Source organism: Ruminiclostridium papyrosolvens DSM 2782 (assembly GCF_029318685.1).
In the GTDB taxonomy this organism is placed as follows: domain Bacteria; phylum Bacillota; class Clostridia; order Acetivibrionales; family DSM-1351; genus Ruminiclostridium; species Ruminiclostridium papyrosolvens.
In genome coordinates, this window is the sequence record NZ_CP119677.1 from 4,400,917 (window position 1) to 4,414,687 (window position 13,771).

The following is a 13,771-nucleotide window of genomic DNA, read 5'->3' on the forward strand; positions in this document are numbered from 1 at the left end:
CAATCTAATTTTCTTAAAAAAGATGGCTAAAAAACAAAACACCCTAATAATACTAAGGTGTTTTTGTCATGGCTCCAAATATTGTTCCGATGAAATTCATTAGTGTTTTTTCAAATGCTTTGGTGCTTTAGGCTGATAATATGACGACATACATGCCGAGCAAACACCTGATAACGCAAGTAGTGTAATTATTATTGACAAAGGTGTAAGCAAAAATTTGATTTTTGACTTCATAATCTTTCCCTCCCCTCTGTTTTAATACTTACTCATTAAGGAATTCAATAAGCTTAACTGCCTCATCCACCTGATTATTTACCAGAAGCGAATGTATTTCATCTAAGGCAAATCCTACATCATCCTCAAAATCAGTATACATTTTGTATGAATTTTCCAGTAAGCTTCCTATTATCATGTGAATTAATTTAAATATCAAAATATTGAGTATCAATACTACCGCAAACATAGATACAGAGAATGTTACTTGATAGACAAGTGGTAACTTATCACAAAAATCAAGGTAAACAAAATAAAGCGATTGTTCTCCAAATGATAACAATAAAAATGATGCCAAAAATAATTTATGGAATCGGTGATTAATACGCGTGGCTAGCAGAACCTCATGCTTCCATAAAAATGCTATTGCTAATACCTGAACAGTTCTTTGAGGCAAAACAAGTATTACATACCAATGATATGCGTTTTGAAAGTTTTCCATTCCCTTAAATATATATGTAATTACATAGGATGTATATAAAACTTCTGTTGTAGTAATTATCATAAAAAAGAATGATGTCCCAAACAAAGCATATATTAGCTTCATTTTATATACAATCATTAATATTAGTGAATATGCAATTACGTGTAGTGTAACACTTGTTATAATATTTGGCGATATAGGGCGAATAACCCACGATGAAGTAAGCATTAAAGCTATAGCAGTAGAGAATTTCAAAATATTCTTACTGTTTATTTTTAAATTTTCTTTTCTGCCTGTAATAAGTAAGGCTATAATTAAATTCAAAAACGCTTCTGGCAATGATACTAATAACAGTATATATAAATTCATTATCATATAATTATTATTTACCTCCCATAAATTCATCAATATTTCTATTTTATGACAAAAAGTATTCAAAGTAAATACAATCAGAGAAAGACCCAGTTATCGAGGATTAGTTGCATATTTCGACATACATTAAAACGCTATTAGCATTAAAATATTCACCCTATTATATGGTTCTTGAATACAAGCTTTCCCTGTAAAGTTATTCTTGGGAGGGAATTCTAATGAACTACAAGGAAATAGGTAAAAGAATACGGGATGAAAGAGAAAGCATAGGTCTGACCCGTGAAAGGTTCGCTGAATTGTTGGAATTATCAATAAATTTTGTTGGGCAGATAGAGCGAGGAGAGAAAAAAATGAGTCTCGAAACCATCACAAATATATCCGACTGCTTACACGTATCCCTTGATTACTTAATAAAAGGTACACCGGATAGTAAAATAAATACAACCAAGCTACAAAAACTTATTAGCAAATGCTCAAAAGAGGAAATTTCCCTTATTACAGATATGCTTAAAAGTATGCTCCCCCATCTGAAAAGGTTAAAATGAAGCCTTACTGTATTACCAAGGCTTTTTCTTTGTGGGAAGTATTATAAAACACATGTCATTGGTGTAATGTTTATATTAGAAAAAATAATAGAGCCAACATATGACTCTATCCCAATATGAACAATGATGATATTATTTTGGTAAATGGTAAACCACTTGTCCGTAGTTAAAAATAGCCGCCCTGAGGGCGACTATTAAATCACTTTTTTAGTTTTTTGCAGCTTTCTGGTAGCTTATTTGACCACGGAACTAAGTCACCGATGTAGTCTTGAGGTTTGTCATCCAGATGCAGCAGCATCTGATCCAAGCAAGATATACTGGAAGTACTCATAGGGTTTTAAGCCGTTTGCTTTTGCTGTTTCTGCAATGCTGTAGAGCATGGCACTTGCTTCGGCTCCCTGCTTGGAATCAATGATCTGCCAGTTCTTTTTACCTACACAGAAGGTTCTGATGCTACGTTCCGCATCGTTATTATCCAGTGGAATTATGGCATTCGTCAGGAAAAGACGTAAATACGGTTCCTGGTTAATGGAATAATTGATTGCTTTTGCGGTTTTGGATGACTGGTCAATCTCAGGACTTCCCTGTAATGTTTTCAGCCACGCAAAATATTCATCCACAAGAGGCTTTACGGAATTCTTACGGTTATCCAATCGTTCCTCTAAGGATGATTCCTTATACATGTTGTCTACATGATAGATGGCGGAAATACGGCGATTTGCTTTATCGGCTATTATTCCATTCGAGGTTTTCGCTCCGACAGATTTCACGATTTCAGTAAACTTATGCTTGGCATGAGCCCAGCATCCTGCGACCTTCAGTTCATCCGGCCGTTCTTCTGCCAGGGTATGATATACCTGATAGCCGTCCGTCATCAGAATCCCTTTGTATCTATCCAGAAAGTTTCTGGGATTTTCGGCTTTTCTGGTCTGCTGGTAATCATAGATGAAGATTGGCGGTGAGTCATATCGTTCACATGTATGGTATACCCACATATATTCTTTGGAATTCGGACCTCGGCCATTATCCGGCATCTTGAATGGTGTCTCATCACAGTGGATTAGCTTGCTTTTCAGCAGTTCTTTGTGGAACTCCCTGCCAAGCGGACGCAGATATCGGTCATAGATTGTAATCATCCATCCGGCCATGTTCTGCCGTGCGATATTGGCATCCTTGCATTTGAAGCTGGCTTCGATGCGGTTGTATGGGCTATGATTCACATACTTTTCTTCGAAGATGCCTGCCGCAAGGGAGGTGGTGAGAATACTATTTTTCAGAAGACGATCCGGTCTGTCTGCACGGACAACACCGGTATCCCCATTTCCGGCATAGACTGCAATGTGATGTTCATGTACGACAAACATTGCCGGTTGGTACTCAAGATCCTTGTAGACTTCATACGGAAGTTGGTGATACCCCCTAGGGAACAGCTCTGTAAGTTGTTCCTCTGGAATGGTAATAGCAGGTTCGACAATAGTCTCTATACCAGCTAGGTCTGCTTCCCGTTTTCCTTTGGTTTTAGCCTTCAGGCGGGTAACCACTGTTTGGATTTCCGGTTCTTCCAAAATTCCGTCATCGGTACGCACTTCCGCTTCATTGACTGCATCAGAGGAATCAAATGCCAGAGATAGCTGTCCTGGCATCTCCGACAGTTTTTCTGTCTTCCGTCCGAAACGCTGCTGTGTCAGTACGGCTATGCTCTCCTGAAGGCTGGACACCTGCTTTATCAGTGTCTCGTTCTGTTGCTGCATAATTGTTAAAGAAGAGTTTAATTGAAGAAACATATCAACCAGAAGATCATGTGGTATTTTATGAAGTTCATCTCTTGAAATTGTTTGTTTTTCCATAACTCAAGTATACCACAAAACCGGCCAAAAAGCCAGTATTTATGGGCACTTCAGCGATAATATGAACAACAAATATCAAGCGATAAAGGTAAAACATATATCGAGGCCGACCATTAAATCATGCTGGGAGTTACCTTTTTGATTGTCTTTTTCTGCTCAATGGCAAGGCCGTCCATCAACCACCGATACTGCTGGGTAGTGATTGCTTTTACCTCGACCTCGTTACGGGGCCATTGGAACCGTCCGTTGGCTAAGCGCTTATACGCACATCTCCCTCATAAACCAATGCTTTCATGCGATCGGTACGCCTGCCGCAGAACAAAAAGATGTTTCCCTGTTCATAGGGATCCATATGGAAGTCATTTTTAATTGTGGCAGCCAGACCATCAATACCACGCCGTAAGTCAGTGTATCCACATGCGATGAAGATTCGCTTGAAGCCTGTTGCATCGTTAAACATAGGAGACAACCTCTAATGCCAGTGCAAGCAGTTCTTTTGTTGTGTTAGAATTGACCCCGATAACAAGGCCATTCTTCTCTATGGTAAGCTGAGGTATGAAAGAATGAATGGCCGTTGGTGCTTGTGGAAAAGCTTCTGTTTCCGGAGCTTTCAATTCAACAAATGTTGTCTGGGTATTTTCCAATGCTGCAATTCTGGCTCTTCGTAGCCAGTAGTAATAGGCATTTCGGGTAATACCATTCTTGTCACAGTATTCATCTACTGTCAATCCAGACTCAGCTTTTGACTTGAAAACAGCTGCCCATTGTTGAATTCGAATATTTGTGGTTGCCAATCTTGTATCCATAGTGTGTCCTCCTTGTGAAAAGTGTGAAAAGTTGGTGCCAACTTTTCACACTTTTCACGATTATCGCACATTTAACTATACATTTGTAGGCACGTGAGGTTTACCATTTACTTATTTTGAGCTCTTGGCAGTGTTATATAACGATTGTATTGAAACGTTACTTGATTTTTCTTACTAATATTTTGAACCCTTCGTCCCACCTTCGTTTTCGCCCATAAAAGAAACATTAAAGGTATTATTACTATTTTCATAAATGAATAAGCTATTTTGAGTTTACCGTATGGCAGCATCAGCTATTAAACCCTTTAAACGTATTCGTTATAAATCAACCCCAATAGCCATCTACAGCTATTGAAACTGATTGGAAATACCAGTATTTCATTTCATCTTCTTGCAATTCCATGGAATAATTTTGAAACCAAATTTCATCTAAATATTCCTTTTTAAACACATTTGGCCGCCAAAGACTTAACCCAATATCTTTAAATACATATTGATATCCAAATTTTGAATCATCATTTTCTCTATCATAATTACCGAATTTTGATATGAATTCTACAAGTTCTTCAGCTTTAGTATTAAATATATCAATGTCTTCAAAAAACACTTTAAATAAATCAGAATAAGGATTAGCAATTTCGATAAAATTCAAAAGACCTTCATCATCATAGCAAACCCGAAGACAACCGAAATATTTTTTTTCAAATAATATACCGCTCTCTATTTCTATTTTTCTTAGCTCATCCTTTGTCATACCTAATTGTATTTTATCAATGCCAGTACGTGGCTTTAAGTCTATTTTAAACATTTTTCATCAGCTTCCTTTATAAATTATTATAAGATGAAGAGAAATATATAAAATCTCTTCATCTTATAATAAAACTTAAATATGTAATTTAAAAGTGTTTCATTAACGGTTATTTATTAATTTATTCCAAAGTATTCTTCCATAATAAAAAGTGCTACCAAAACTTCATCATAATACTTTTGCTGTAAATTGGGATATATACCTTCCGAATCCACTGACCTTTTTAATCCGTCTACTTCTAACTGAAGTAATTGCTGGTAATTGCCTGACTGAATCAGGGTTAACTCTTTTATCCTGAAATTTGATTGTTCTGTACCACTTCCCCAACTTGACGTATTTGCATGGTCTCTCGTAATCATTCTTATGGCGGCAGCAGTATTTGTATTAAATCCTGCTTTAGATAAAGCACTGCTTGATACTAAGTGGTGTCGTTCACCACCATTAGCTGTTATTGAACTATAAGCACCAACAGAGAAGTTATATCTGGTTATATCGTTATCACCAATATTATCATATGACCACGTAACACCGTCTTCGGTAACTGTTATATCATATTCAAACTTTTCTTCAACAAAATTTTTAGCAGTTGTCCAAGAAAAAACATTCCCTGTTCCAACTTGTGTTCTACTAACATTTTTACTTGTATCTAATGCCCAATTATAGCTCTTTTAAATTATATTTTTGAACATAACCATATATGGAATCGAGATGATCTGAACCTACATTTAAAACGTTAATACTAAAATTTGTATCAGTAACAGGGTACTGCAAGAGCCAAACATTACCTATAGCATTAGCTTTCAACAAAGTATTATTAGAATCACCTTTTGTTTTAACTAGCACAATCGTTTTGACAGGTTTTTCTTCTGGCTCAACTAAATTATATTTTTCACTTAGTTTAGCCTTAACATCTTTACTCAATGTAGTACTAGAATTTAATTCGCTATTTATTTTATATTCAGGTAAAGATCTAGAACCCTGGCTAATGAATTTGGCTACTTTCTCAGAATAACCATTCTCTTGCAAATATTTTTGTATTTCAGCATTGTTTTGAGCATCATTTAAACTGTATGATTCAAGTTTAACGTTATTATAATTTGGCAGAACTTCTGCACGTATAGATAAACTTGATAGTAGAATAGTTAGACATGCAATTAAAGCTAATATTTTTTTCTTCATATGCTAGTTACCTCCAATGTTTTATTCCTTTGATTTTTAAGTTTATTATTAACGTGTATACATATTACGGAAATCCTCCTTTCTAGGGCATGTAAAATTCATAAATATGTATTAAATGTAATAATATGTATACTAGTTTCATAATATATCTTTACCTAGATAAAGTCAAATTAATCTAAAAATTTATTACGGGGTCAAGTAAACTGATGAGCTGAGTAAGTCCTATAAGGGCATGATACTTACACGTGACACTCTAACTCTGAAAAAATCGTGGATCAAAAAACTATTTAGTATCCATATAAGGTGGCTGTTTTATTTGCTTTCTTTTACTTGTTTAACCATAAACGAGCCAATATGCTCTCTAAGACTTAATTATTCAGCTATCTTCTTGTAGTTGTTTTTGTATATATTTTGTAATCGCAGTTTTCTTTATTAGTATCTTACCTCCATTTAATTGACACTCCATCTATTGATTGATAACAAGTAAATATTATCATGCAAAAGCTGAATATAATGTAATTTTATGGGGTATATAAAAGATTATTTATATAAGTTTTGAGAATGAAAATTACGTATTAATATAACGCAAAAAACAGTCAATAAAAACAAAATAACGGCTTTTCACTGACTGTTTTTATTCAGGAAAATCTTTTACGTAGATGGAATGATTATTACTAAATAAGTATCTTTGCCATAAAAAGTATGTACTAGAAAGATTTCAGCTTTTGAGACAGCCCATACTTTATTTTGTCAAAAAACTTATGTCCTGTTGGCGTTATTGCAAATAATTCCTGCAAAATACTAAAGCATAGCAAAAGAGTATACATTTTCATTTCAAATACTGTTAATGCTGTAACCACCGCTAACCATATACATATATATGCAATGGATAAGGATTTAAATTTCCTTCTCTCTTTAGGGTCTGTAATTAATCTATTGGGTGTATCCCTTGGTGCGTACCTAATCAATACATACAGGCCTATTGTAAATGTTAAGGTTATCATAATTGCCAGCCATACAATACTCCAATACCGGTAGGTATGCTTTGCAATCAGTGCTGCAATAACAAATAGTGCTATTGATACAAACAAGCATTTACCATATGTATCCATGTGGTAGCCTCCTGCTACTTTTCGAAGCAATGCAAAGGATATCGATATTATAAGTGTAGGAATTAACACTCCTAACATCATGGAAACAGCCACAAGTAAAACAGTTTTAACAATGCCCCCGAGAGCTACTTGAAATCCGAAATAATATTCAGCTTTTTTTTGGTGGTTTTCCTCAAGTATACCCGCTAAACCCTTCGCACAAGAATATGACCACTTATTTATAAATCGCAATATATACACTCCCACAAAAAAGATTATATACTATTTATTGTATATAATCTATAACAGGTATATCACTTATGAACTATAAAATAAAAACCATGCATAAGGTGATTTCCCTCTATACATGGTTTGTTCATCATTTACATTTAATTAATATCCTATTTCATCAATTAGCCAGGGAGATTCCTTTGTCAGTTTAACTACTACAAACCATTTTGTCTTTTCCCCGCTGTTCTCTGTAGCCTTTTTTTCATCTTCATTATTATACTTTATCAACTAACTTATTCACTAACCATTCTCGTTGTCTCTGTTCATTTCCCTGACATCTATTTAGTATTATTATTGCTTGTAATTCATTATAATCTCATTTGATTAATTTTTATTAAAGGTCAATAAAAAACTGTTAATTAATTAAACAGGTTAATGTAATTAAGGTTTACTTGTTACTACCTCAAATTCAGTAGATAAAATAGTTTTTTCTTCAAAAGTATCTATAATATCAAGCCTTAATTTATCAGGAACATTTGTTGCAGGATTAAAAACTGCATGATAAGAATTAGTTTTACTAGTTACACTATGTTCATTATTTTGTTCAGTTCCTGTAAGAGAATTTAATTGAATCTGCTCACCATTTTCAATAAAAAGCTTCAAAGAAAAGTCAGTATCCTCACTTGGTCTTGTGTAATCAAAGTCTACACATACTGCTGCAGGAGTAAATGATATTTTTCTAATAAATACTTTTTTATTACTAGATTTAAAAGACTTCATAATTGAATATTCTTTTGTTTTCACATCTGATCTAGTTCTACTTAATGGGACGTGAAACTCAAACGCTCTTTTTAAGTCCTTTGTTTCCTTAACAATAAGTTTCAGATCAAAAGTATCCGGTAAATCAATTGGAACACTAGTTTTCAACGATATCAAGTAAATTCCTTTAGGTTCATCTTTAATTCCTCCATTAAAGCTACCAGAAATCAACTTATCCTTATTGTATAATAAATACTGTAAAGAATTAGTATATGGATTAACGCCTTTTAATGCCAAGCCGAAACTAATTTCAGATTTATCATAGTAAATCTCATTTAATGCAACAGTTCCATTTTGTTTTGTAACCTCCATACCAGTAAAATTGGTAAATCCCTCTTTACTTACTGTTTTGAGTCCTTCATCTGTAAATTGTAAAAAAACAGAGCCCACAAATGGAACTTTAGAAAAAACTTTTGCAACTGTAGGTGATGCATAGCAGGTTCCAAATAAACCCATTAACAATATAAATGTTGAAATAATAATTGTAAAGCTACGTTTTAATAAAAATGTTGTTTGTCCTCTTTTGATTGCCGAATTCGCTACTTCAACTAATCTTTCCGGCATAGTAATACTATCATACGATTTTTTCTGCATTTTAAACTCCTCCTAGTTTCCTAAATTTTAGACTCTACATCAGTTCGTAAAAGTTTTAGTGCCCTATTGAGGCGAGTTTTTACGGTTCCTATCGGGCAGGATAATACCTCTGAGATTTGAGATACAGTTAAGTCCTGAAAGTACTTTAGAATCACAATTGTTTTTTCGCTAAAAGCTAATCGTTCAATTGATGTCATCAAATCTATCCCTGAAATAATACTATCCTCTGTGTTTTCAGTATTAATATCTTTTATATCCTCATTAAGCATTTTATCTTCATTATCATTAATCTTTTTCTTTCTTTTCAAAGCATTCAATGAACAGTTTATTACAATTCTTGTAAGCCATGTATTAAAAAACTTAGGATTTTTTAATTTTTTAATTGAAATATATGATCTATATATAGTATCGTGCAAAACATCCAAAGCATCATTTTCATTTCTCATATATACGTATGCTATCCTATAAATATCTTCCTTCCTTTCAAGTATTAATTCTGAAGATGCTATTTTATCTCCATTTATAGCTTTCACGGCTTTTTCTAAATCTACCTGATTCATGTGGCAGCTCCTTACAATGTAAACTTTTGCCTCCTATATAATTAGACAACAGTTTAACTAAAATGGTTTTAGTTTTAATAAATATATTATTATCATTCTTTATTAAAGAAAGTTTATAAAATACCACGGCTAACGTAAGATTCTCACTGCAATAAAAAACAGGACATTTTAGTCCTGTCTTTTCAACACATATAAATTATAAATTAGGTTAATAATTTACATGTACACTACAATATGGATTTGGGCTCATAAAGTCAAATTTTTCTGAACTTTGTACACTAAATCCTATTGACAATGGCCACGAAATAGACGGCGAAATTGCCCAAGTTGTTTGCTGATGTGCGTATTTTGCATAAACACTAACATATCTTCTTGAAGTATCATTCACATTTACATAATAACTCATATAGCCACGATAATTTTCACGCCAATAGCCCCCATTAACAGTTGAATCATGAGAGTAAAGTTTATAAGATACTACTGCCCCACCAGAGTCATTCAAAGATTTTTCTGGCGTAGTATTCGTATCTGTACCACTACTAACACTTTGCCAACCATTTTTCCAATCATCTTTGAAGTAGCTATAAATAGGATCGTTAGTTTTAGTCAATCCATCATCATGACCAAGTCCGATAACATCTGTTTGTGTGTAATCTGGAACTGTAAGCCATGTCCATTGAGCAGAAAGTTTGTACTTTGTCCCACTTACGTGTGTAACAAGTAAATTCATTGTTATCCATCCATCAGTATCGGTTTCGTAATCAAGTCCACTATCATAAATACCCATTGTTGTAAAGGTGCCACCCGTTGGCGAATTTGTAACATATTGTGATTGACTATTTTTTTTATTGTATTCCTGTACTTCATAAAGACACTGTTCTTTTGTCAGTTCAGTTACCTTACTAGTCCCTTCATCAATTACTTTACTTGTCTCTTCAACAGAATCATTATTTTCTACATTCTTACTGTGAAAAGTACTTTTTTCTTCACGTTGTCGTGATATTCTGTAATATCTCGTGTCAGCAGATACTATTTCACCATCCTTATATGTAAGCAATTCAGACTCTGGAAGGTCGTTAATTTGTTGAGATGTGAATCCTGCATTTAAAAGTTTACTAATTATTTTCTCTTTGTCACTAGCAACAGCTACAGTATTACTTTCTTGAGCAAAAGTACTACTTGAACTTAGTATAATCGAAGCAGTGAGAATACCTACAAAAAATAACTTTAATGATGCTTTCATAAAAATTGTGTACTCCTTAAAAATAATGTTTGATTTTTACAAATATAGCTGAAGGTAGGCCGACCAAAATTCTACTAATTGTAAACGGAAAATTATAATTTCATGTGGATATTATACAAAAAATATTCCTCAATGTCAAATTTTTCTATTTATGTATTTTTTATATAGTGTGATATGCTAACTTTCTTAATATATATGATATAAGAAACAAAATAGTAAATTAACAGATGCCATCATTTAATTACACACTATCCAGCAATCCAATAAGCAATCTATGATCTTTATAAACCATTTACCTTTTCGACTATTTTAATTATAATTATTACTAAAATTTTAAAGGCTTTACACCTGTTCAAATTTATCCTCCATGGGTTTTGTCATCACCATTTCACTAAAAACTCGCCTCCATCCATAAAAATTCCCCTTGCATCCATAAATCCATCAAAAAAGGGCTCAAAACACAGGTCATTTCCACCCTATTTTTGCCCATTTTTTCACTAAAAACCACTATATATTGTGTTCAAATTATCTGCTATTTGTTTTTATCCACTAGTTGCATCCATATTATGCTCTCTACGTGCCCCGTCCACGGGAACATATCAACCGGCTGTACTTCCTTCGCCTCAAACCCATGCTCCGTCAGGTACTTAAGGTCCCTTGCCAGCGTGGACGGGTTACAGCTTACGTAAACAATCCGCTGTGGCTGCATTTCAACCAAAGTATTAAGCAGCAACTGGTCACAGCCTTTTCTTGGTGGGTCAACAACTACCACATCCGCTTTTACTCCCTGTGCGTACAGCTCAGGAATAACCTTCTCTGCCTCTCCCACCAAGAATTCCACATTTGAGACACCATTGATTTCAGCATTTCTTTTAGCATCACAAATAGCATCAGCAACAACCTCTACGCCTACAACGTGCTTTGCCTTTTGCGAAAGAAAAAGCGAAATAGTTCCGATGCCGCAGTAAAGGTCAAAAACCGTTTCATTCCCGGAAAGGCCTGCATATTCAAGAGCCTTTTCATACAGCACTTCTGTTTGAATCGGATTGACCTGAAAAAATGACAAAGGAGAAATCTCAAACTTGAAGCTTCCAATATAGTCAGTTATGTACTTCTGTCCATAAATACAAATATTCTTATCACCAAGAATAATATTGGTGTTTCTGGTATTCACATTTAAAATAATGCTCTTAATATCAGGAAAATATTCAAGCAGCTTATTAACCAGCTCGTCGGATTTTGCCAGTTTATTTCCGTTAACAACCAGCACCACCATAATTTCTTCGGTTTTAAAGCCCTTCCTGACCATTACGTGGCGAAGAAGCCCTTTTCCGGTTTTCTCATCATAAATAGCTATACCCTCATCCTTACAAAAATCTCTAACAACGTCCCTGATGTTATTACTCTCATCAGGCTGAATATCGCACAAATTGCTGTCAATAATATTATGAGACCTTGTTTCATAGAACCCTATTCTGATATCACCCTTATCAGAGCCAACCGGGTATTGAACCTTATTCCTATACTTAAATGGGTTTTCCATTCCAATAGTGTTATTAACTTTAATATTCTGTAAACCGCCAATTCTTCTGATATTTTGCAGAACAGTATCTTTTTTAAAATCAAGCTGTGCCTGATATGACATGTGCTGAACCGCACAACCTCCACATTTGTCATAAACGGGGCAAAATGGCTTTACTCTGTCAGCTGAAGAATTCTTTATATTAACAAGCCGCCCCACTGCATAGCTCTTGGTTTGTTTAACTATTTTGATGTCAACATTTTCTCCGGGAAGAACTCCGTCAACAAAAACCACAAAACCCTCAATCTTTCCTACACCCTGTCCTTCATGAGTTAACCCGGTTATATCAATATTAAATGTTTTATTCTGTGAAAATATCTTTTGAGAAGGCTGTTTCATTGGTCATCCACCATTTCCTTAATTTATAACCAATATAATACCATATTTGGCCTGATAGATAAATATAGACAGAACCCACAAAAAACAAAAACCTTGGCATGGCAAAAATCAGTACCCGTTAACCATGCCAAAGCTTTTAGATAATTTTATCTATCTTGTTATAACAAATAAACTCATTATTACTGTCTTTTGTAATCCAGCAGGATATTACGAAGCTTACTGGCATGCATTCCCTCGTCTTGGGCAAAATCCTTGAACACCTGCTTAATCTTTTCATCTTCAATCCTTTTTGAGTACATTTCGTAATCCCTTACCAACTCCATGGAGTTTTCCCATGCTCTCAAAAGTCTGTCATACGTGGTAAGTTCAATTTCATTTTCGTTCATAAAATCTCCTCCATTACCCAATAGAATCCAAAAGTTTTTTCAAATCAGCAAAGCACTTGCATTGTTCGGCAAAAGGAACTGTATTGAGCCCGCTTGTACTGTAACAGACAAAATCCAAGGTAGCTTCTTGTAAGCTATCCAATTGAAGCCCGGGAGTAACATTAATTCTGGACGCAGACATCTTCAAAATGCAAGAAGCAAATGCACGGTAAACCCCAATCCCTACATAGCAGGCAACTCTGGGTTTTAAAGTATCCAAAAGCCTGTAGAGGTTTGCCGAACCTTCAATAACTTCATCTGCGCCGATATCATTGGCAGCTTTAGTCTGCCTGTCAACAATATTTGTGGAGCCATATCCCAATTCAAGTATTTTCCTGTCATCCTCCGGCTGAAATCTGACAGGTGTCAGACCTGCTTCAAATAAAAATCTCCAGAATCTGTTGCTTTTATGCGAATAGTGGTGCCTGTTTTTGGCAGAAAGCAAGCCCGGATTATAACCTATAAAAACAACTTTAAGTCCCGGCGCAAGGATGTCTGGCAGCGGCTTTTCAAAACTAAAATTATCCATAGTATTCCTCCAAAAGGTAAAAACTACGGAGTGCTTTTCTTTATATTTAGCATTTTGTAGTTTTTTTATGTAAATATTGATTGAATAAAACTTTTTATCAAGGC

The 13,771-nt window shown here is 34.6% G+C and carries 18 protein-coding genes and 1 pseudogene; 2 read left to right on the top strand and 17 right to left on the bottom strand.

Annotated features, from left to right (window positions below; translation table 11 throughout):
* Positions 1 to 99: 99 nt before the first annotated feature.
* The gene (locus tag P0092_RS19410; protein WP_004622434.1) at positions 100 to 234 is read right to left on the bottom strand and encodes a cyclic lactone autoinducer peptide; all 135 of its coding nucleotides are present in this window, start codon (positions 232 to 234) and stop codon (positions 100 to 102) included.
* A 28-nt stretch (positions 235 to 262) separates the two neighbouring features.
* Positions 263 to 1,072 carry a hypothetical protein gene (locus tag P0092_RS19415; protein ID WP_004622432.1) on the bottom strand — a complete coding sequence of 270 codons (810 nt, stop codon included), beginning with the start codon at positions 1,070 to 1,072 and terminating at the stop codon, positions 263 to 265.
* Positions 1,073 to 1,287: 215 nt separating this feature from the next.
* Between P0092_RS19415 and P0092_RS19420 the strand changes: the two genes are divergently transcribed.
* Positions 1,288 to 1,614: a helix-turn-helix domain-containing protein gene (locus tag P0092_RS19420; RefSeq protein WP_004622430.1), complete on the top strand. Its 327-nt coding sequence runs from the start codon at positions 1,288 to 1,290 to the stop codon at positions 1,612 to 1,614.
* A 278-nt stretch (positions 1,615 to 1,892) separates the two neighbouring features.
* On the opposite strand, the gene tnpC is transcribed toward P0092_RS19420, so the two are convergent.
* On the bottom strand, positions 1,893 to 3,266 hold the full coding sequence (tnpC, locus tag P0092_RS19425; RefSeq protein WP_242831809.1) for an IS66 family transposase: 1,374 nt from the start codon (positions 3,264 to 3,266) through the stop codon (positions 1,893 to 1,895).
* Here tnpC and P0092_RS19430 point away from each other — a divergent pair.
* Positions 3,233 to 3,367 (top strand): hypothetical protein, encoded by a 135-nt coding sequence (locus tag P0092_RS19430; RefSeq protein ID WP_276187240.1) that lies wholly within the window; start codon positions 3,233 to 3,235, stop codon positions 3,365 to 3,367. The two genes, tnpC and P0092_RS19430, sit on opposite strands and share 34 nt — an antisense overlap.
* 207 nt (positions 3,368 to 3,574) lie before the next feature.
* Here P0092_RS19430 and P0092_RS22195 read toward each other — a convergent pair.
* The 14 genes and pseudogenes from P0092_RS22195 to P0092_RS19495 form a co-directional block, all read right to left on the bottom strand.
* Positions 3,575 to 3,670 (bottom strand): annotated as a pseudogene (locus tag P0092_RS22195) (hypothetical protein); the annotation flags it as partial.
* Between the two features lie 41 nt (positions 3,671 to 3,711).
* Entirely contained in the window at positions 3,712 to 3,921 is a 210-nt protein-coding gene (gene tnpB / locus P0092_RS19435; RefSeq protein WP_081580301.1) for an IS66 family insertion sequence element accessory protein TnpB, read from the bottom strand.
* On the bottom strand, positions 3,914 to 4,267 hold the full coding sequence (gene tnpA / locus P0092_RS19440; RefSeq protein ID WP_004622424.1) for an IS66 family insertion sequence element accessory protein TnpA: 354 nt from the start codon (positions 4,265 to 4,267) through the stop codon (positions 3,914 to 3,916). The genes tnpB and tnpA overlap by 8 nt, the downstream gene beginning before the upstream one ends.
* Before the next feature lie 325 nt (positions 4,268 to 4,592).
* Positions 4,593 to 5,075, bottom strand: coding sequence for a hypothetical protein (locus tag P0092_RS19445; protein WP_004622422.1), 483 nt, complete (start codon positions 5,073 to 5,075; stop codon positions 4,593 to 4,595).
* Positions 5,076 to 5,191: 116 nt separating this feature from the next.
* Positions 5,192 to 5,434 (bottom strand): hypothetical protein, encoded by a 243-nt coding sequence (locus P0092_RS19450; protein ID WP_004622420.1) that lies wholly within the window; start codon positions 5,432 to 5,434, stop codon positions 5,192 to 5,194.
* A gap of 298 nt (positions 5,435 to 5,732) precedes the next feature.
* Positions 5,733 to 6,254, bottom strand: a complete 522-nt coding sequence (locus P0092_RS19455) for a hypothetical protein (protein WP_004622418.1) — start codon at positions 6,252 to 6,254, stop codon at positions 5,733 to 5,735.
* 707 nt (positions 6,255 to 6,961) lie between these two features.
* Positions 6,962 to 7,597, bottom strand: coding sequence for an accessory gene regulator ArgB-like protein (locus P0092_RS19460; RefSeq protein ID WP_004622417.1), 636 nt, complete (start codon positions 7,595 to 7,597; stop codon positions 6,962 to 6,964).
* Between the two features lie 141 nt (positions 7,598 to 7,738).
* Positions 7,739 to 7,864 carry a DUF4829 domain-containing protein gene (locus P0092_RS19465; protein WP_081580300.1) on the bottom strand — a complete coding sequence of 42 codons (126 nt, stop codon included), beginning with the start codon at positions 7,862 to 7,864 and terminating at the stop codon, positions 7,739 to 7,741.
* Positions 7,865 to 8,017: 153 nt separating this feature from the next.
* Positions 8,018 to 8,989, bottom strand: a complete 972-nt coding sequence (locus P0092_RS19470) for a DUF4179 domain-containing protein (protein ID WP_004622415.1) — start codon at positions 8,987 to 8,989, stop codon at positions 8,018 to 8,020.
* Positions 8,990 to 9,009: 20 nt separating this feature from the next.
* On the bottom strand, positions 9,010 to 9,549 hold the full coding sequence (locus P0092_RS19475) for a sigma-70 family RNA polymerase sigma factor (protein ID WP_004622413.1): 540 nt from the start codon (positions 9,547 to 9,549) through the stop codon (positions 9,010 to 9,012).
* A gap of 208 nt (positions 9,550 to 9,757) precedes the next feature.
* Complete coding sequence (locus P0092_RS19480) at positions 9,758 to 10,792, bottom strand: hypothetical protein (RefSeq protein ID WP_004622411.1); 1,035 nt, start codon at positions 10,790 to 10,792, stop codon at positions 9,758 to 9,760.
* A gap of 532 nt (positions 10,793 to 11,324) precedes the next feature.
* On the bottom strand, positions 11,325 to 12,713 hold the full coding sequence (gene rlmD / locus P0092_RS19485; protein ID WP_004622410.1) for a 23S rRNA (uracil(1939)-C(5))-methyltransferase RlmD: 1,389 nt from the start codon (positions 12,711 to 12,713) through the stop codon (positions 11,325 to 11,327).
* Between the two features lie 179 nt (positions 12,714 to 12,892).
* Positions 12,893 to 13,099: a ferritin family protein gene (locus P0092_RS19490; RefSeq protein ID WP_004622408.1), complete on the bottom strand. Its 207-nt coding sequence runs from the start codon at positions 13,097 to 13,099 to the stop codon at positions 12,893 to 12,895.
* 13 nt (positions 13,100 to 13,112) lie between these two features.
* The gene (locus tag P0092_RS19495; RefSeq protein WP_004622406.1) at positions 13,113 to 13,667 is read right to left on the bottom strand and encodes a mismatch-specific DNA-glycosylase; all 555 of its coding nucleotides are present in this window, start codon (positions 13,665 to 13,667) and stop codon (positions 13,113 to 13,115) included.
* Positions 13,668 to 13,771: the final 104 nt, after the last annotated feature.